Below are 20,087 nucleotides of genomic sequence, written 5' to 3' on the forward strand. Positions count from 1 at the left end.
CCATAGCCATCAGAATTCACCCCAAAGTCGGAAATTGACGCGGCCAGCCCCGGCCTGCGAGTAAGTTTGGCTGATCATCGGCACCGAATAGGCGACCATGCCGTTGACGCCATCGAACACCTTGAAACGCGTTCCCGCGCCGTAGCTCCAGACGTCGAACTTGGACTGCTGTTCGGGCAGCGGACGCTGGATGCTCACATGACCTGCGTCGGCGAAGCCGAAGAAACGCCATTCGTTGAATGTGACGAAGCGCGGCGTCCCCTGCCCGGTCTCGTCTTTCATCTCCTTCTGCAGCATCGGACCGAGATCCGGCGTACGCAGTTCGAGATTGCCGACGATGCCGTCGTCGCCGAGGACTTCGGATTCGAGATAGCCGCGTACGGTGTCGAGACCGCCGATGCTGAACTGCTCGCTTGAGACCAGCGGTCCGTCAGCAACCTGCCCCTGCATCTTGCCGTAGAGCTGGAAGCCCTCGGGCAGTTCCTGGGTATGCGCGATATCAAGATTCAGATGGGCAAAGCTCGCCGATGCGTAGGCGCGCTTGTTATCGAATGCGACCCAGTCGCTGCTGGGCGTCCGCATGTTGTAGGTCACCGAAGCGTTGAGCTGGGTGGTCGATTTCTCCAACTGGAATGTCGCGCCGTAACTGGCAACGAACGGATAGTAGGTGACCGGTGACGAGAACCCGGTCGCCGCGCTCTGTACCGTCTGATCGAAGTGCTTGTAATCGAGACCAGCCGAGATGGTGTGGAACAGATTTTCGCGGGCTGGCAGCGTGATCACGGCGCGGCCGCCGAGAATCTCACCGGGGCCGACGACGTTCATACCGCCGATGCTGGCGACATTGCTGCTCGACTTCACGGCATAGAACAGCACGGTCAGCCAGTCGACATCCGGCACACGCGCCATGTACGATCCCGAGAACACCTGTGCATGATCGGGATTTTCCGGAGCGACCTGATAGCTGAAGCTGAACGAATGACCGAGCTGCCACAGGTTGTCGTAGCGCACCGTACTCAGCAAACGCGTCGCCGTAGTGTTTGGAGACTGCCGGTTATTGACCTCAATGCTGGCATGCAGAGGCGCCTTGTCCTCGACATTCAGATCGACATCGACCGTGCCAGGCGTAATGCCGGCTCGCAGCGCCGGGGTCACGCGACGATCGGGCCACTGGTTGAGACTAACGATATCCTTCGTCACGTCATTGAAGTTAGGAACAGTGCCCTGCTTCAGCGAAGGCGCCCGCCCCGTGATATTGTTGAGATCGAAGTAGCGCGAATTTTTCACACGCAACTGACCGACCTTCAGCTCCGAGACCTTCAGGACAACCCTGCCCGTCAAGGCATTCTGCTGCGGAACCGAAACGCTGACGGTCTGGAAGCCCTTGTCGTGATAGGCCTTCTCGAGCGCGGCACGCGCCTTCTCGACGTCGTCGGCAGATTTGTTTGGTCCGAGAAACGGATAGATGGCTTCTTCGACCTCGATTTGCGGCAGCGTATCGGCCCCCTGCACGGCAAAATCGTCGATGTCGAAACGCTGAAGCGGCGCACTCGGCGCTGGCTTCGCTTCGGCTGCAGGCTTCGCGGCAGCCGACTGGCCAGCATCGGAAGACTTGCCATCCGCCTGCTTCTGCGCGCCCTGCTGGGCCGCCTTGGCCTGCGCTGAACTTGTTGCGCCACAGAAGCTACCAATTGCCAGCATGAGCGCTGCTGGAGCTACACAACGAAGCACATTCAATCGGATACGAGCTGTGCCGACATCATCGCGATAACCAAGAAGCATGTTTCAAGCCCATAAGAGGGCACACCGAACGCAGGCCGCTTGCCTCCGATCAGGTCCCTATGTCTTGAAGACGTTTGGAAGCGGTCCAACCCGCAAAAGAAAATTAAGGGATCGGTGCAAGCCGAATCACCGGCAGTTTGTTCCGCAACAAAGATTGGGCAAACAGAGTGTCCTGCAAGCACGTCCGAAATCATTGCCGGCGTTCAAGGCGAAACGCCAGGCTCTCTGAGTAAGCTCTCTGAGACGTGTGATCAGCTCAGCAGAACGATGCCGCCAGGCAATGAGCGCACATCGGCGCTGAACAATTGGCGGACCTGGGCAACAAAATCATCAAGCTTGTCAGTATGGAAGGTGCCATTGACCAGTCGCTGGCCGAGATCGGAATTGGTCACAACGATCTTGCCGGGTCGATAGCGGTTGACCTCACTCACCACGCTCGCGAGCGGCTGATCACGGAAAATCAGCAATTTTTCCCGCCACGCAGTTGCACGCTCCGCATCAGTGACAAGCGTCGGCACACCGATCGCTTCTGTAGATGAATAGGCAACCTGCTGGCCGCGCAAAAGCTGAACGCTGCGGCCATTTTGCGAGACGGTCATGGCCCCATCCATGCAGATCGCAAGAACCGCACCGTCGATACAACGAACATTAAATTCGGCATAGGCCGATGAAATCTGCCCGTTGGCGGCGGTGAGGATCATGGGATCCGATGCCTGCCGTCTCGCGGTGATCGCGGCCTCGCCGGTGATCAACTCGACACGCGGAGTGTTTCCCTCCGACCGCACCGACAGGCTGGTCTGGGTATTCAGCTTGGCGGACACATTCTCGGCCAGCAGGACATCGCGCTGCTCGCCTTTGGCGGTGCGATAGTCGGCCGACAATTCCACCAGCGACGGCCACATACCCAAAGGTGGGTTGACCAGCATATAGCCGGCTGCGGATGCCGCGATGGCGCCTCCGATGAAGCCGCGCCGGCTGACCATCTGGCGCGCACCGCTGGAGATGTGCGCAGCGACTGGCCGCACGTTGCGGCCCTCCAGTTGCGCGCCCATGGCACCAAGATCGCGGAACATTCTTGCGGCTTGAACAAAAGCCTGCTCGTGCAAGTCGCTCTGGTGACGCCATCGCTGCAGTGCCTCGACATCATCCGTCGTAGCCTGGCCAGACCTCAATAAGAGGATCCAATCCATGGCGCGATCGTGCAAGGCAGGATCAACTAGTCCGGGATCATTGATCGGCTCGGTCACGCCACAGGCACCCGTCTCGCAGACGCGACAAGGCTACCGGTTGCGCCAATAAAAGCCTGGATATGTCGCAAGAGATAAATCATGTGCGGGACAGATCTACAATTCTGATGAATGCAAGCTAATGCAACACCTTCTAGATATCTAGACGGTTGAGGCAAGGCTATCCCGCAATTCATTCTGAGAAAAATGCAACAAAGGGGAGTCTTTAGCCGACGGCCATCGATAGAAACACGCTCGAAATACTCGAATGGCCAAATCGGCTCACGATTTTGGCCGCGGTCCCCCGGCACGCCGGATCAGGGTGCGGCCCAAACGTTCGGCGCAATGTTTCAAAGCATTTTTGAGATCGATCTCGACCGTACGCACGCTCACCCCAAGAAGCGTGGCGATCTCGTGATCCGGCATCTTCTTGACGACAGCGGCCATAAAAACCTGCCGCGATCGGGACGGAAGCTCCGCCAGCGCCCGATCCAGCGCTTCAATCTCCTGACGGCCCTCGACAATGGTCGATGCATCCGGCGTGTCGTCCGGAATATTGAGCAGGGCATCGACGGCATCCAGACTCAAATGGCGGCGTTCGACCCGCCTGCGGTCCGTTGCGACGTTGAGCGCGATACGAAACAGGAAGTCATTGGGACTGTGTACCAGAGTCGCATCGGAGACGCGTTCGACGCGCAAGAATGTCTCCTGCAACGCTTCGCCGGCAAGCTCGGCGGACCCCAGACGGCGGGTCAGACGCTTGAAAAGGCCGCCGTAATCAGCAGCGAGAACAGAGCGCAACGTTGTGCGATTAGACCCGGTCAACACTTACAGCCCTTGTACGCACAGTGGCGAACTCAACAACCCGTGATGCTAGTTACCGGTAGCCCGTGACAGATTAATTACAGACATCGTGACGACGAAGCCGAACTCTCCCGGACCGTAGTTCGGCCGTGCATCAGAAATCGACCGGGAATAGAACCGTGAGCAACTCCGGCATGTCCGCCGGGATTCGCGGCAAAGGCTGGGCTCGGCGGATCAATTCAACGGCTTCCTGATCGAGAACGGGCCGCCCTGAACTTGCCTTGACGCCAACATGGACCACACTGCCGTCACGCCGCATCGAAAACGCGACGAGCACTCGCTCCCGCTGTCCATCGCGATTGGCCGCTTTGGGAAAGCGCTGATAGCGCTCGATATGCGCATTCAGCATTTTCTGGAAACGAAATGTTGCTCCGGCTGGAACGGGCTGCGCCTGGCCGGAGCTTGCCGGCTTCTGTTGCGGCGAAGACGCTGGACGCGGTGGAAGCACAGGCTCAATCGGCTGAGCCTCTTCCTTATATGACGGCTGGGATGGCGCTGCGATACTGGGCACAGTCTGGAAATCCGCGATTGGCGGACTGGTCTGAACTGATGCCTGCTTGAACTCCGCAGTTGGCCCCGGCGTCTGAATGAGTTCGACATGGATTGTCGCTTCACCGCTATGAAGTGCCGAGCCGCTAGGCTGCTGATGCAGCCAATAGACACCAGCGGCAAGCAATATGGGCACCAGCACAATGGTGCCAGCGAACCAGCGCCACTGCCCGGAGAATCCGGCAACCGCTTCGCCCTGAGGATCTGCCTGGGCGGCCGCCTTGATCTGATCCATCCCCTTCCAAATGATCGGTAATCCCATCACATCGACCGAACATTGATGATAATCGTCACAGGCTGCGGTGTGTTGGCCGGAGGCGCCTGACTGATCTGAAGTCCATCGAGCAGCCGCGAAATGGCATCGTCTCTTTCTTGGTCGCCTGACGAACGGAACAACTCGGTCTTCTGCACAGTGCGCGGTCCATCGATCCACAATTTGATGCCGGCGCTATAGCTGCCGCTTCGCGTTTTGGCGTCCTTACGGAGCGCCTGCTGGATATCCGCCCTGATGATCCCGTTATAGGCCTGCAATTGCGAGCCGTCATTGCGATCCGTGGGACGGCGGATCCGCAGGGGTTCAAGAATGAGATCCGCCTTGTTGAACAGAGCTGCGGGCGGGTCGTCAGGATTGCTCAAAGCCGGCGCCAGCGTAACCGAATTGACGCGCGTGTAATGAATGGTCAGGTCGGTCTCGGACAGCAGAATCCGCAAAGCCGCATCGCGCGTCATGTCGCCCTCGACGCCGGTCGAATAGCGGCCGTTTGCGACGCCGCTCTCGTAGAGCAGTTGGACTCCCGTAGCTGTACTATAGGCCTGCAACGCCGACGCCAGCGGCTGGCTTGGAATGCTGAATCGCAGCGGCGCGAGATACTGCGGCTCGTCGTTCGCCGCCATGGCAGAGACCATCGCGCCAAGCGCCGCAACGATAGCAGCGACGATCATCAGTCGGCGTGGAAATCCGCAGCGATACGTCCTCAGCCATGACGCCCTAGCGCCAAGGCGCTGTTCCGGCCCCAGTTCGCTCCATTGCTGGCTGATACGCATCATACAGACCTTGATTGGCTCTGATCGTTACGAACTCGTGTCACGAGGCGCGTGCATCGACCCCGTCGGCATGTCTTATCCGGGAGCCATGTCGATCAGCAAGCCCGCTTGGAAATCAGACGACCGCCGCCATCGATTTCCCGATACGTGTTACCCGCACGCCGCTTTATGAAAGTTTTGCGACAAACGTCTTGCGGCCCGATGGGGATCGTGACGGGGCCGACAACTGACTGTTGCGTCGTTCGCAGCAAATAGCGCATCGACCGCGCGCCGACGATCGATGCGTGCTTTCGCCCTTCAATCAGGGTTCAACGTCCGAGCTTTCTCTTCTCGCAGATCCGTGCCTCGATCCGAACATCGGACAACCGACCGGTCCTGAACTCCAGTGGCCAGCGAACGACGCCCTGCCCGAATTCGCCGTGACAGAACGAGCATTCCTCCTGAAACCGCTCGCCGCGGCTAGCGACCAGCAAGTTTCAGTTTTTCCTCTTCAGTGAGCGCCTGTTTCTGCGTGTCGTTCAGCGCGCCATTGCCGACAAGCTGAATGACACTGTTCATATTGTAGCTGCGCTGTTCATTGGGCTTACGACGGTTTTCATCGTCTCTTTGCCGGTCTTCATTGGAGCCGCCGCCATAGCCCAGAACTTCGACGATGATGACCGAAGGTCGATCGCCGGGGCCAGTCTGCGTCGCGTCCTTGACGGCGTCGGCAGCGGATTTGTCCTTGGTTTCCACCGTCAGATTGACCGGCGGGGCGGAGACCTTCGGTACGCCTTTGGATTCGCCGCCAACCTTGATGTTGTCGGCGTTCAGCACGAACATCGCCGCCACCGTGAAGTTGCCGCTGACCCGGATGCCTGCATCGCCGGCGTCGACGGTGCCGACTGGCGCGATCAGCGAGACGTCACCGGGCTCAACGCCGGTGAAACCGATGATGGTGCCGATGCCGCTGCCGGAGATATCGGCGATTTCCAAAATTCTTGTCACGGCGTTGACGTCGGTGACGATCTCGGGCGCCGCCGGCACCCGGGTGGTTTTGGCGCCGCGGCCGGCGTCGATATCGCCGAGTGTCGACCAGATCACCTCGTCGCCGCCGGCGAAGGTGAGGATGCGCGAGCGGTTTACCGTGACGTTGTCGCGAGCGAAGATGTTGATGTCGCCGTTGCCGAGCGTGATCAGGCCCGCGCCCGGCTGCACCACCGTGCCGAGCGCGGCGATCTGGAGGCCGCCGCCGGGCGTCAGCACATCGATGGCTCCGCCGGCCATGGTGCGGAAGGTGGCATTGCCGATCTTAACGTTGCCACTCCAGTCCTGCCCCGGAAACAGCGTCGCGATCGCTGCATAGCCACGGCCATAGCCGCCGTTAATCGGCCGGCCATTGGCACCTAAAGTAAGCTGGTCATCGCCGGCCGCCTTAAGCTCCTGGATGTAGACCTGCCGAAGGAAGCGCTGCTGGGTCAGAGTAGGCAATGCTTGGAAGCGAGCCCAGGCATCGAGTGGCGATAGCTTCTCGCCGGTGATCTCCTGCACGAACGAACTCATGCCCGAGCGAATCTTGTGTGAGTTGCCGCCGCGATCCTCAAATGCGTCGGTCAGATAGATCGGCAGCACCACACCATCGACCGAAGTCTTCAGATAATCCGGCATCGCAGCGACATTGGCCGGATCGAGATAAGCAGCCATCAACGCAGCATAGGAAACCTGCTTGCCCTTGAGGCCGGCCAGCACCGAGATCGCCGCGCCGTCGCGTGGCAGGCCGAAAATCTCCGACGTATCCACCGGGCGGTTGCTGCCGTTGTAGTCGCGATTGCCGCGGCTCTCGATATTGAAGCTCGCGCCATAGACGTCGCGTCCTGCCGCGAGCGCGATCGCGCCCGGTCCCTGGATCACGATATTGCCGCCGATGATATCGTTTCCGGCCTCGAGCAGCGACACATCGGAGCGATGCAGGTTACGCAGCCGGTAACCGATGTTGCGGATGTCGGTGCCGGCGCGGAACCAGGTCTGCTCATTGGTGGTGACGATACCACGCGAGAGGTTGTTCTGGGGGACGACAGGCGAGCCGGTGATGGAACCGTTCAGTGCATAGAACCGGCTCGGTTCGTAGTCGTCGGCGTTGTCCAGACGCACCGGGCTTCGCACGCTCCTGAGATAGCCCATGTAGGAGCCGAAATAGGATTCGGCACTGATGTCGTTCAACAACAGCTGGTGAAAGCCCTGCTCCTGGAACAGCGTGGTCGAAAATACATCATACTGCATGTTCAGGCTGATCGCCGCACCGCCGCTGCCGACCGGTTGCAGCGCCGACGGCAGCATGGCGAGCGTGGCGCGCGACGTCAGGATCGTGCCGGCGTTGATATTGGCCGACGCCAGCAGACGGAGTTCCGGATTGTGGCTCGGCATGGTGAAGAACCGGTCCAGATTTTTGATCGAGCCATTCAGCGCGGTGACGCGGGTGATCGACGGATAGAGATTGACCGCCAATTGTCCCATCAGGGCGAATGGCAGGTCGGCGGCATGGCCGGAGTCTGTGACGTCGAGGTTCCTGGAGATATATTGCCCCTGATTGACCAGGGTGACGTTGCCGCCGATCGAGGTGAGATCGAGCGCGGTGCGGTCGGTATAGCCGCTCATATAGACTTCATAATTGGGATTGCCGCTGAGCAGGAGCGGATCGAGCACGGTCTGTAGCCGCAAGTCGCCGGCGGTCCGCACGCTCATGGTGGCATCGCCGAGTGCGATCACGGGCGCGATGGAATAGACTTCAGTGCGGACGGTCGTTCCAAGATCCGGAGACGTCAGGATCGTGACATCGCGTCCGACGGCGAATTCGCCGGCGGTGATGCTGCCGGCGCCGCGGCCGACATAGTAATAGCCGGCCTTGACGGCGCCGCCGGCATTGACCTCCATCAGGCCGCCATTGCGGGTCTCCAGGATTTTCGCTTCGCCCGATGTCAGTCCGCCGGTGACGCGGCCATTGCTCGGCAGCGCCACCAGCATGTTGACCAGATCGCCGCCGGTCGAGACCGAGACGTTGCCGCCGCCCAGCGCGCCGACGCCCTGCTGGAAGGCGTTGTAATCGATCCACCAGGACGTCTGCTGGTCCGGCAGATAGACGAAATTAAAGTCTGTCTGACCCTGTCGCTTCAGCCACTCCACGAACAGCTGACTGTCGTGCAGGTCGGCAGGCAGCGTCGAGCTGGCATTGCCCTGCGCGGCGATGCTGAGATTGCCGCCGAGTACGCCATAGGTGGCGCCCGCCGCCGCCGTGAAGCCGGCGAGTGGACCGTCGGCGCGGCCGGCGGTGAAGATCGCTGACGAGCTGTTGGCGAGCAGCAGGTCGCGGCCAGCCGCGACGTCGATGTCGCCGGTGCCGGTGCGGAGCTGATAGCCGTTGGCGCTGTCGCCGACTGTGAGCGTGCCGCTGCCCGCGGCCAACCCGGCCAGCGGCGTCAGCGCCAGTGCACTCGCCGAACTCAGATCGGCGCCGGACACCAGCCGCAGGTTCCAAGATGCCGCATCCTGCAATACACCGTTGCGGTCTGCGGTCGAGAAACCGTCGCTGATATTGCCGAGGATGGTGAGATTACCCGCCGCGCGCAGTGTCAGCGTACCCTCGCGGGCATTGACGCCGAAATCGGCAAACAGATTCCAGTCGGTCTCGGCGACCAGATCACCGCTGCTGCGAATCTCGATGCCGGGCATCACCGCGATGCTACCGGTCGCATTGAGCCTCCCGGATATCGCTGCGGCATGGCCGGCGAATGTACTGGCGTCGGCGATCGCATCGCCACGAACCGCATCGACCGAGTTGCTATTGTAGACACTGACGCCTTCGAGCACGGCCGAGCGCGCGCCGACGATGTTGGCCTGCAGGTTACTCACGGCGACGTCGTCATGGCCTGCATTCTGCCGCGCCCTGAAGCGCACCCTGCCGAGATCGCCGCCGGCCACGTCGATAGTGCCGCCTCGCACATCGAGCTGCCCGCCGCTGGCCTCCAGCGTCACCCGGCCGCTGCCGAGCGCACCGGTGGCGCCGGCCTGCAGCAACGCCGAGCCCAGCATGGTCAGGCCATTGCCGGCAGTGATCGCGATATTGCCGCCATATTCCGAGCGCGCATCGATGGTGCCCGCGAGCGTCACCGCGCCCTGGTCGGCGACCAGCGAGAAGTCGGCGACCGTGGTGGTGCCGTCGATCACGACATCGCCCGAGCGAATTCGGAACTGACGCGCCGCCGTGAAGCCTGCTGCATTCAGCGTCTGGCTCATCGCTGCGAAGGCCGGAAGTGCCGCGATGTCGAGCGCGAACGAACCGCCCTTGCCGCCGAAGCCCGCTTGCGCTGCGATCACACCATCCAGCACCACCGTGCCGCCGCCCGAAGCCGTCAGCGCCAACTTGCCGGCACTGCCACCTCCAGCATCGGCCGACAGGTTGAGGACGGAACTGCCCCCCAGCAGCACCGAACCGCCGACCGCGGTCAGCGTGATGCTGCCGGCATCGGCATATTGCGCGACATCGAAGAACTGTTTCTTGAAGCCGCCGACATCGATCATCGCGCCATTGCCAATGAACACGTCACCGGCCGTCGCAGTCAGGTTCACTGCGCCGCCGAGCGCCACAACCTGGCCGGTGAAATTGACGCTGGCACCGGTTAGCGCGAACCGGGTGCCCAGACTATCCGCGGGCATTGCCAGTGCGCCGCCGCCCCCGAGCACGCCGAGCGCGCCGGTGGTGACGATCGATTGCGCCGCGCCGCCGCGCCCGGTCAGTACCGGCGCCGTCAACGTCACGGCCGCACTGCCGGCGTCGATGGCGCCGTTGCCCTGCCCGACGATCTGCCGCGCCGCCGTTAGAGCCACGCTATCAAAGCCGCGCAGCGCCTTGCTGCCGGCGCCGAGCACGAGCTCGTCGGCGCTCAGCACCAGTTGCGCGTGCCCGGTGCCGATCGGCTCGACAAAACTGCCGCCGCTATTGTCCAGCGTGAGGCTGCCGCCGGTCACCGCGATGGTGCCGCCGCCATAGCCGACCAGGCCAGCCGCATCCAGCGTGACGTTCTTCAGGCCGGCGCCACCGAGATTCACGGAGGTATAGAAGTCCAGCGTGCTGTAGCTGCGCAGCGTCAATTGCTTGGTATTGGCGAGCTGCGCCAGCGAGACAGCGTCGAGCACCAACCCGGTAGCGCCGCCACCGAAGCCGATCCGTCCGCTCGACAGCGACAGCGCCGCCCCGGACAGTTTAGCGCTGGCCGCGACAATCGTATTCTGCGTGGCGTCGATCAGCAGCGCCTTGCCGCCCGCCAGAGTGGCATTCGCGCCGATGCTAACAACGCCGCCGATCGTCGTGTCGACGTTTTCGCGTAACACCTTGACCGCATCGCCGGTCGACACCCGGATCAGCGCGCCGTAGTCCTTTGATGGAGTCAAGAGCACGTCGTTGCTCGGGTCGGTATCGGCGGTGCCGCGATCGCCATAGACCGCCTTGACCCGCGGTGCCATCACCAGATTGCCACTGCTGGAGGCCTCGCCACTGGCAACGATCACGCTACCGTCGCCGACGGTAATCGTCCCGCTCGCCGCGAGCACGATTTCCGGCCCGGTCAGCGCCGTGGCCGCGCCGTTGCGCACCACGACGTCGCTGGCGCTGACATCGACCAGCAGGCCCAGCGCGTTGCCGCTGCGGCTGCCGCCGATCAACAGGCTGCCGGCGCCGAAGTTGCTGAGCGACGTCGCGTCGATCACCAGATAGCCGGTGAGATCGCTGCGGTCCTGGCCGGCGCCGACGATCGCGATCTTGCTGCCGGCGATATCGACCAAGCCACCGCGACCGCCCTCCGCCGGCTGCGACAGCAACGAGCCGTCCAGCACCAGATCCGTACTCGCCTTGAACACGATCGAGCCACCGTCGTTCGGCAGCCGCGGCGTAACGACATTGACGCCGGTCAGGCGATACTGGCTGAGCTTGAAGGCGTCCGAGGTGAAGAAGCTGTTGGCATAGGCCTCGTTGTATTCGCTGTATCGGCGCAGCGTCGTCCCCGACATGATCCGCCAGGATGAACTTTGCTGCTGGTAGCCGCCGCCATAGGCATCGGCGCGGTAGCCGCCCATCAGGATCGAGCCATCTGCCAGCGCCATTGAACCGGCGATGGCGTTGCCCTGCGAGCCCTTGACCACGGAGATCGCATAGGCGCCCGGCAACAGCGCGTAGCGCGCCGGCAGCAACACATACCAGCCCGCGGCAAGACCATTGCCACCGGCGAGCCAGATCCGATCCTGCGACGCCGTCGCGAACTTCGTCGCAGGCATGATCGCATACATGCCGGCCTGCGCCAGCACATCATGCGAGCCACCCGGACCCGGCACGCTTTCCCACGCATAGAGGTCGCCGCCGCCGCGAATGTCGACCACCGAGCCGGTCGCCAGCTTCACATTCGGCGCGCTCAGCGTGATCTTCTTCTCGGGCAGCTGACTCAGCGTCGGCGTCAGGTTGGTCGTTGTCGGCTTGGTGACCGGATCCGCCCAGGACTCGTTATTGATCAAGGTGCCGTAGGGCAGCACGAGGCCATCGCCTGACACCGAGGTGACGCTGCCGGCGCCGAGCGTGATACTATCGGTGGCGACAAAGCTGATGCTACCGAACGGGGCGCGAACCACGCCGTTCTGTCTAATCACCGGCGCTTGCAAGGTCAGCGAGCCAGCCGCCGACAGCGGCAGCGCCGAACCGCTGCCGTTGGGCTCGATCAGCAATTCGGTACCCGCCTGAATCGAGGCCAGAATGCCGGTGGCCGGATAGACCTGCCCGACTGTGAGTTCGAGCCGCCCGTCTGCGGTCAGCGTCGAGGTCCGGTTCACGGTGAGGTCGGTCAACATCGTGCCCATGCGCAATTCGCCAGCGATCAGTTGGGTCTCCGCAAATCCGCTGAATGCCATCTGTCTGATGTCGATCAGGTCGGCTGTTACGACAAACTTGCCGGTACCGGCAGCACCGGTCGATCCAGAGCCGGTCAGCAGCGCGACATAGGGCGCGGTCAAGCCGGCCGTGCCTGCACCGCTGCTGCTGATGGCGCCGGCAACCGTGATCGATTTACCGAATGTCAGATTGATTCCAGGTCCAACCAGGAGGCCCGTGGAATCGACGTTGAGATTGGCGAAGCCGCCATTGTTGATGGTTCCGGCGGAGACCTTGGTGACCTTGATGCTTGCCGTCGGCAACACAAGCCGCTGAGTGGCGCCCGGATCGGTGTAGAAATTTTTTTCAAGCAATGCGAGCTGCGCCGCATTTGTCGGCATGATGGACGACAATGGTTGATTGAGGCCAGTCGGCGTCGTTCCGGAATTCAGATCGACGATCGCCAACCCGCCGCCACGGATCAACCCGCTGGTTGCCGTCAAGATCGCCGAGCGAACCGTACTGTATCGGAACGCCGCATCGGTCCCGGAGCTATACTCGTGATAGACGTCAAGATTCGCGCGCGTGTTGAGCGAGACGATAGCGCCGCTATTTCGGTCAATGTACCAGATGGTCCCTGGAAGCTGCACTCCCGTGGTTGCCTCCGGCATCGACGATACTGCGATATTGATCGTGCCGCCGATCGCACCGGCACCGCCGGAGCGGCCGAGGAAGGTACCGTCGATCAGATCATTGGCGGCACCGCTCAGGCCGAGGTTAATAGTGCCGCCGTTGCTGGCGAGCGTTGTCGAGGTGACGTTGCGGCCGACGACGACGTCGATCTCGCCACTGGTGCCGGAGACGTCGATCAGCGACCCGTTCTCGATCGTGATCAGCGAGGCACTCCCGAAACCGACCGAACCGCCGTCCAGCACCTTCCCCGACCGCAGCCCGCGATAATCGGTCTCGATCGCCGCGACGCCGCGCGCCAGCAATTGGGCGCCCGACGCCAGCGTGATCAGGCCATTGGTCGACAGGCTGATGCTGCCCGCGGGCGCCTCGATCGTGCCGCGCACAAGGATGTCACCGGGAATGTTACCATTGGTGCTCGGATCGACATGGCCGGCGGACGCCATGCTGATGCCGCCGCCGACATCGGTCTGCAGCAGCGCGCCGGTTCCGACGGTGACATTGTTGCCGGTGAGTGCCAGGGAGGTCGGACTATGTGCCAGGCGATCCAGCAATGGCAGCACGGCGAGGCGCCCCATGGTGGTGATCTTGGTTCCCGAAGCATAGGCCGCAAGATTGATGCCGGAGAGATCGACGCTGAGCGGAATCTGACTCACGGTGGCGCCGTCGACTACGGTGACATCGCCGGTGGTCGTGAGCGCCAGTGAACGAAAGCCGCGATCGCCGTAGAACGACGTCGACAGCATCAGCACCGACGGATCGGCCGATGCCGCGCCACCGATCTGGACGTTCGCATTGGTACCGATGACGAGCGAGCCGCCCGAGCCTGCCGCATAACCGCGCAGATCGAGGCCCGCCAACTGCCCGGCGTCCGAGACGCTGAGTGAGATGCTGCCGGCATCGCCAAACTTCAGCTTCGATTTGGAGCCGCTGCTGTCGTACCAGCCGCCGCCGGAGACATCGAGAATCACACCCTCGGCGAATGTGCCGGCGAGCTGGATGCTGCCGCCCTTGATCACCGGAGCCACGCCGGTGGCATCGTTGACCCACGACCCGCTGACGTCGATCACGGCGCCGGCGCCAAAGTTCGTCATGGCGCCCAGAACAACGGCGCCGCCGGCGATGCGAATGCTGCCATCGACGGCGAAGCTCGCGGGATAACGACCGCTGGAATTAGCGAGGATCGACAGGTTTGTGCCGGGCGCCAGTTCCAGTTTTTCACCCTGGCCCAGCGTGAAGCCGCTACCGACGTGGATCTTCAATTCGGAAAAATCCGCCGCCGCCAGCACCTCGGAATCGAGATAGGTGAACTTCCGAGAAGGCGTCAAACTGTTCGAGTCGTTGGGATCGAGAAGGACTCCCGGTGTGTACCAAAGCGGATCGAGCGTCGAGGTCGCGGTGAAATTCTCCGGCAGCAAAACCGGTTTGCTGGCGATGACCAGATTGCCGATCAGCCAGGAACGGTATTCGTCACCGAGGCCACCGAACGTGAAGCTGCCGCCTTTGGCCAGCGTGCCCGACGCAGCCTGACGTTCGCCGATGACGACACCGCCCCAATAGCCGCCTTCGAGCACGACTGCCTCGGCCACATTGAAGCGAATGGAACCGGCGTTCCTGCCTTCGGTATATCCCTTCTCGAACCGGGTGGTATGATTGCGATCGAGCGGGGTGTGCCAGGTTTCGGTGAGGCGCTCATCGATAATGCCTTGCACTTGATGCACGCGCGAGAAACTGCCCGCGAGTCCGACATAAAGCCGATCGGGCGTCGCAGCGCCGATGTCGTAGATGCGCCCGTCGGCACCACGCAGTTTTGTGGTGGTGATCCAGCCATCGGCATAGCGTACCGAACCGCCGGACACATCGAGCAACGAGCCCGCACGGGTGATCAACGAACCGCTCGATTTGATCAAGATCATGCCTGCCGCGGTGGAAAGCTCACCCAGATTGGTCTTGCCGACGCCAATCCAGCCGGAGAAGTCGCCAAGCGGTGTACCGACCCATTTGCCTGGAGAGCCGTCGATCCAGGTGACGCCAGCCATCGGACCGTCGCCGAACAACCCGCTGACGCGCTTGTCGACGCTAACCGTCATTCCGCGCAGCCAGGAGTCACGATACAAGGGCGAGTCGCGCAGTTCGTTGATGCGGAATTCGCCGGTGACGGTGTTGCTCTCCATCGTCAGCGGCACGTCCTGCAAGCCGGCGACGCTCAGATAGGCATTCTCGCCGATATAGACGCGGCTGCCGTCGCGCGCCTTCTCGCCCGCGATCGGCGTATCACCGGCCGTTGCCAGTGTGCTGGCGATGATGCTGATGGTGCCGGCAGGCACGATGACACTGGCCTGCGCCTCGATGTCGATGTCCTTGCCGCGCAGTTCGACGCGGCCGGCACTGTAGCGGGTGCCCAACGACGACAGTTCGATGGTGCCGGTGTCGGTGAGATCCGGCATTGCCGTCGTGACGCTGCCGGAGCCGAGCACTAGGCTGCCGGTCGACCAGTATTGCAGCGACGGTCCACCCGGCACCGAGTCGCCACAGGACATCATGCCCTGGCCCCAGGCCTGCAGCCGGATCGAACCGTCGCGGTTGTTCAGCGCGGTGGAGGCCTCGAGCGCGCCGCTCTGGACGATGCTGCGCGACATCAGGGTGATGTTGCCGTGATTGGCCTGCACCAGACCGTCATTGACGACACCGTAGCCCACCGACGCGGCGCGTGCCGCCATTTCGGGAAGCACGATATTCTTCAGATCATCGGTGAAGGGGCCGGTATCGCCATAGCCCAGGCCGGCCGCCTGCGCCATGCGAATGTAATTGAACATCCAGCGCATCGGTGACGACACCGCGACGTCGAGGCCACGGACGGTGGTGGAGGTTCTCAGATAGACCTGCTCGCCCGCCGCCAGGATGACCTGGCCGTCAGGCGCGTTGATGCTGCCGGCATTGCTGACACGCGGCGCAAACAGCATCGCCTTGCCGCCGCTGGCCGCGGTGATCTGCGCACCGGCCTCGACTCGCACGTCGCCGGGCGGCGCACCGATCACCACGCCGGGGACCTGGCTAGGATCGTTGACCGACACGAACATGTCAGGTTGCTGCTGGCCGAGATAACCGAATTGCGGCTTGGCGATGTTGTAGTTGGCAGCATTGGGGTCGATCTGCAGCTGTTCGTTGATGCCGGCACGGAACTGCTCGTCCGACAGGCTCAGCGACGACGCAACGAACGTGTTGACGTTGACCTGGCTGGCGCCGCCGAAGATGATGCCGTTCTTGTTGATGACATAGACCTGTCCATCGGCCTTGATGGTGCCGAGAATGCGGCTCGGCGCCAGTGACGGGTCGGTGATGCGATTGAGCGCGATCCAGTTGGAGGCGTCGGCGCCGCCCGCCTTTTGATTGAAGTAGAGGTCAGTCTCGCGGCCGACATTGAAGCTCGACCAGTTGAGGATGGCTTTCTGTTCCGTCTGCTTGATTTCAACCTGGGTCCGGCCGTCGTTCTTGTTTTCGGTCGGCAGATTGGCGCCGGTCCAGACACCCGGCGCCGTGCCAGCCCCCGGTGCGACGACCAACCCGCCGGATGTCAGACCATTGGGAACAAGGTTGTTCTGGGTCGCGAGTGCCGAGCCGCGGGCTGCGCCTTGTAACGATCGCATACCCTCAAGCGCCTGCGCGGCCCGCGACATCGACTCCAGCGCCTGTCTTGCGGTTGCCGACGACTGCTGCGCACTCAACGCCGCGGCAGTCGCTGCGATCGTCGCCGGGTTCGTCGTTGTCGCAGCATTCCCAAGACTCTTTGCCTCTGCCACCGCGAAGGAGCCGAGCAATGCCATGACACTCACGCCGACAAGGAGTTTGCTGCGATCAAGAGACTTGCGGGAATACGACAGGCACGAAGCGACGGAACGAACGACCATGAGGGCTCTCTACATCCAGGGCACGCACGACGATGTCAGGCCATGCCTGACGATCGCGAGCTCACTGCTGAGACACCCGGGTACTGCCCTGCCCTCAATGGATTTTTATGAATGTTTCGTGTCAGCTTGTGCGGTGACGCGATTACAACCGCGCCGTCCCGTCAGCTGAGCAGGATCAATCCGCCCGGCAAGGTTCGTCGGCGCACGCCAAAGCCCAGCTCGATCTGCGCCAATGCGTCATCAGGGCGGTCGATCTTGAACTGCCCATTGACCGGGCTTTGCGCTAGGCTCGCATTCATCAGAACGATCCGGCCGGAACGATAACGGTTCAGCTCGTCGATGACTTCAGCGAGCGGGGTCATGTTGAAGATCATCAATCCGCGTTGCCACGCCGAAACCACTGCGGGGTCGATCGTCACCACATCTTCGATCGCATTGGGGCGATAGTTCACCTGCTGTCGTGGCCCGAGCATGATGGTGCGGTCGGGATGTTCGACCTGAACCTCATTTGCCAGACAGGTCACGCTGATCATCGCGCCCGTATGGCGAACATCGAAATGAGCATTGACCGCTGAGGTTCTGCCTGTCCCCGCCACGACGCTGAATCGCTTTGAGCTGTCGTCGGGCATGGCGAATGATGCTTCACCGGCAATCAATTCGATCGCATCGGCGGCGATGGAAATGCTGGTTCGGGCATTCATGTCGATCGACAATCCGTCGGTGACGGAAATCTGGCGCCGTTCGCCGGCACCGGTCCGAAAATCGGCCTGCAGTTCGGAATAAGACGGCCATAGCCCCAGCGGAGGACGGGCGATCAGCACCCCGGCTGCAGAGGCAGCCAGCGCGCCACCAATGAATGCGCGGCGTCCCACAAGCCCGGGGCGCCCGAACCTTGGCCGCGCGAGTGCGGCCCGTTCATCCGCAACCAGACTCTCACCGACAGGACCCAAGGCTTGCCAGAACTGGCTCGCCGCTGAAAACGCTGCCGCATGTGCGGGGCTTCGGCCGCACCACTGCCGAAGCGCCGTTGCATCCGTCGCTGTGGCCTCCCCCGACGTCAGTCGCCTGACCCAGGCGTGAGCCTCACGATCCAGCGGCGACAGTTCGCCCGCGTCCTGTTCGGTCTCGACCATCATCTCAAGCCTTCTTCCGGCCAAAGCGCGTCGCGCAATATTCCTGTGCCTGTCTCAATTCCTTCTCGACCATGCTGGTCGAAATTCCAAAACGCTCCGCGATTTGCTGTCGGGACAAACCTTCCAGGCGCACCGCCAGGAGGATGGCGCGCTGGCGCGGCGGTAGTGTCGCGATGACACCCTTGAGCCGCAGCATGTCGGCCCTGCCCTCGAATATCTGCAAAGCGTTCGGCGCATCGTCTGCGATGTGAAGCAGATCCTCGACGTCAGATGCCGAAAGGCGGCGATTTTCAGCGCGCAAGCGATTGACGGCAATATTGAATGCCGTGCGAAACAGATAGGCCGTCGGATTGCGGATCGTGCCGACAATCTCGGCGGCGCCGAGCCGCAGATAAGTGTCCTGCAGCGCCTCCTCCGCCCACTCTTGCGAGCCGAGACGACGCGCGAGGCGCATTTTCAGATCGCCATAACGGTCGATCAGAAGCGTCTGCAACCCCGCCAACGCAGACACGTTCTGCCTGGAGGGAAGCTCGTCATCACCAAGCGGATCCGGCCTCTCACCCATGGCGTTGACCGGCTTCGACCGAACGACATTCCACCGTTCCTCCTGCCGACCGTGGCAGAATGATCATCGTGAACGGCTGCGCCATCGGCGCTGGCGGCGCTTCGCCGACAACCATTCCTTGCAAGGCGCCCACGATGGCACGGTCGCGCCGGTCGGTACCGGAAGATCCAAGCAGCCTCAACTGCTGGATATTTCCTTCCGTGCCGATCCGGAAGCTGAACGCAATGCGATAGTCACCGGGCCGGGTTTCCGTTTGTGCGCACAATGAATCATTGACCTTTGCCTGCAATAGCCCGGAATAGCGCTGCTGCAGGGAGTCCTGCTGTGATAGCGCAGCATAGGCGATGGATGACGCTGCTTTAGTCACCGGAGCTTCATCTCGCGCTGGAACAATCACAAAGGCATTGGGCGCTGCATACTCAACAATGAGATTGCTGTCTTGCAACATTAACAAGAGAGCGGCGGCAGGTGTAAACTGGCCTGCGACCGTCTTCGACATGCGCCCTATAGCAAGATTTCCGCGGTAAAGACCAACGATACCTGTCGCCGCGCTGTATTTTTCCAGCGCAGACACGAGCGGCTGTGACGGAATATCGAACCATAATTCGGTGTCCCGCGCAGGCGTATCCGACAACGCCGTACTGGGGAGAATGATCGCAGCCAGGATATTGAACCAGAGAGCGAGCATCCGGAACTGCCGTAAGGGTTTCGGGCAGACATTTCGCGTTGTCGCCTTGCGCGAACACACCTCGCAACACCCCAAAACGCGCAACTTCGTTCAACCCCACGATTGGCGCCCCGATTATCCAGCACCTTACTATTGTTTTTGTGATGGATTGGTGACGCCAGATGCAAGGCATCATTTCGGATCTGGCACGACGAAGCGTGACGTCGGGCATTTCCACGACCGGCTCTGCTACGCAGGAGGTGCTGGGCTCGGCGACAAAACTCGCGTCGCAATCGGAAGTGCTGCGCAACGAAGTCGACCGCTTCCTGGCGAGCATCAGAGCCGCTTAAGAAGCGGCAGCGCTTTAGCCGCCCTTTTTCCCGTCCGCCGCGAACTGCTTCAGGAACGCGGTGAGATCCTTGATCTCCTGCTCGTTCTTGATGCCGGCAAAGCTCATCTTGGTGCCGGGGATCTTGCCCTTCGGGTCCTTGATATAGTCGGTGAACACCTGATCATCCCAGGTCAGGCCGGAATTCTTGTTGGCGTCGGAATAATTATAGCCCGCGACAGTGCCGGATTTGCGCCCGAACAGACCGTTCAGGATCGGCCCCACGGTGTTCTTCGCGGTCTCGCCGACCTGATGACAGGAGCGGCACTTGTGGAAGGACTTCTCCCCGGCTGCAACATCCTGCGCCATGGCATCGGTTGTCATCAGTGCGAGCGACAGAGCGAGCAGCGAAAAGCGGAACGTCATCCTGATCAAACCTCGATTA

At 61.9% G+C, this 20,087-nt stretch carries 11 protein-coding genes; 1 reads left to right on the plus strand and 10 read right to left on the minus strand.

Features of this window, described 5'->3' with window-relative positions; translation table 11 throughout:
• Positions 1-9: 9 nt before the first annotated feature.
• The 9 genes from AB7783_RS11975 to AB7783_RS12015 all read right to left on the minus strand — a co-directional run bounded on the left by AB7783_RS11975 (position 10) and on the right by AB7783_RS12015 (position 19,335).
• On the minus strand, positions 10-1,701 hold the full coding sequence (locus tag AB7783_RS11975) for a ShlB/FhaC/HecB family hemolysin secretion/activation protein (protein WP_441277732.1): 1,692 nt from the start codon (positions 1,699-1,701) through the stop codon (positions 10-12).
• A gap of 332 nt (positions 1,702-2,033) precedes the next feature.
• Complete coding sequence (locus AB7783_RS11980; protein ID WP_441277733.1) at positions 2,034-3,029, minus strand: FecR family protein; 996 nt, start codon at positions 3,027-3,029, stop codon at positions 2,034-2,036.
• 261 nt (positions 3,030-3,290) lie between these two features.
• Positions 3,291-3,836, minus strand: a complete 546-nt coding sequence (locus AB7783_RS11985; RefSeq protein WP_349636616.1) for an RNA polymerase sigma factor — start codon at positions 3,834-3,836, stop codon at positions 3,291-3,293.
• 130 nt (positions 3,837-3,966) lie between these two features.
• Positions 3,967-4,656: a TonB family protein gene (locus AB7783_RS11990; protein ID WP_441277734.1), complete on the minus strand. Its 690-nt coding sequence runs from the start codon at positions 4,654-4,656 to the stop codon at positions 3,967-3,969.
• Positions 4,657-4,682: 26 nt separating this feature from the next.
• The gene (locus AB7783_RS11995; protein ID WP_441277735.1) at positions 4,683-5,363 is read right to left on the minus strand and encodes an STN domain-containing protein; all 681 of its coding nucleotides are present in this window, start codon (positions 5,361-5,363) and stop codon (positions 4,683-4,685) included.
• Between the two features lie 561 nt (positions 5,364-5,924).
• Entirely contained in the window at positions 5,925-16,949 is an 11,025-nt protein-coding gene (locus AB7783_RS12000) for a filamentous haemagglutinin family protein (RefSeq protein ID WP_441277736.1), read from the minus strand.
• 161 nt (positions 16,950-17,110) lie between these two features.
• Positions 17,111-18,085 carry a FecR family protein gene (locus AB7783_RS12005; RefSeq protein ID WP_441277737.1) on the minus strand — a complete coding sequence of 325 codons (975 nt, stop codon included), beginning with the start codon at positions 18,083-18,085 and terminating at the stop codon, positions 17,111-17,113.
• A gap of 1 nt (position 18,086) precedes the next feature.
• On the minus strand, positions 18,087-18,647 hold the full coding sequence (locus tag AB7783_RS12010) for an RNA polymerase sigma factor (RefSeq protein WP_441277738.1): 561 nt from the start codon (positions 18,645-18,647) through the stop codon (positions 18,087-18,089).
• Positions 18,640-19,335, minus strand: a complete 696-nt coding sequence (locus tag AB7783_RS12015) for an STN domain-containing protein (protein ID WP_441277739.1) — start codon at positions 19,333-19,335, stop codon at positions 18,640-18,642. The genes AB7783_RS12010 and AB7783_RS12015 overlap by 8 nt, the downstream gene beginning before the upstream one ends.
• A 161-nt stretch (positions 19,336-19,496) precedes the next feature.
• Here AB7783_RS12015 and AB7783_RS12020 point away from each other — a divergent pair, with 161 nt between their 5' ends.
• Positions 19,497-19,664: a hypothetical protein gene (locus tag AB7783_RS12020; protein WP_441277740.1), complete on the plus strand. Its 168-nt coding sequence runs from the start codon at positions 19,497-19,499 to the stop codon at positions 19,662-19,664.
• A gap of 14 nt (positions 19,665-19,678) precedes the next feature.
• Here AB7783_RS12020 and AB7783_RS12025 read toward each other — a convergent pair whose 3' ends face one another.
• Complete coding sequence (locus tag AB7783_RS12025) at positions 19,679-20,068, minus strand: c-type cytochrome (protein WP_441277741.1); 390 nt, start codon at positions 20,066-20,068, stop codon at positions 19,679-19,681.
• Positions 20,069-20,087: the final 19 nt, after the last annotated feature.

This window comes from Tardiphaga sp. 172_B4_N1_3 (assembly GCF_052076035.1).
Lineage (GTDB): Bacteria > Pseudomonadota > Alphaproteobacteria > Rhizobiales > Xanthobacteraceae > Tardiphaga > Tardiphaga robiniae.

Coding starts and splice junctions, on each gene's coding strand:
- AB7783_RS11975 (WP_441277732.1), bottom strand. CDS start 1,701: ATGCTGGCAATTGGTAGCTTCTGTGGCGCAACAAGTTCAGCGCAGGCC.
- AB7783_RS12025 (WP_441277741.1), bottom strand. CDS start 20,068: ATGACGTTCCGCTTTTCGCTGCTCGCTCTGTCGCTCGCACTGATGACA.
- AB7783_RS12015 (WP_441277739.1), bottom strand. CDS start 19,335: ATGCTCGCTCTCTGGTTCAATATCCTGGCTGCGATCATTCTCCCCAGT.
- AB7783_RS12005 (WP_441277737.1), bottom strand. CDS start 18,085: ATGATGGTCGAGACCGAACAGGACGCGGGCGAACTGTCGCCGCTGGAT.
- AB7783_RS11990 (WP_441277734.1), bottom strand. CDS start 4,656: ATGGATCAGATCAAGGCGGCCGCCCAGGCAGATCCTCAGGGCGAAGCG.
- AB7783_RS12000 (WP_441277736.1), bottom strand. CDS start 16,949: ATGGTCGTTCGTTCCGTCGCTTCGTGCCTGTCGTATTCCCGCAAGTCT.
- AB7783_RS11995 (WP_441277735.1), bottom strand. CDS start 5,363: ATGATCGTCGCTGCTATCGTTGCGGCGCTTGGCGCGATGGTCTCTGCC.
- AB7783_RS12020 (WP_441277740.1), top strand. CDS start 19,497: ATGCAAGGCATCATTTCGGATCTGGCACGACGAAGCGTGACGTCGGGC.
- AB7783_RS12010 (WP_441277738.1), bottom strand. CDS start 18,647: ATGGGTGAGAGGCCGGATCCGCTTGGTGATGACGAGCTTCCCTCCAGG.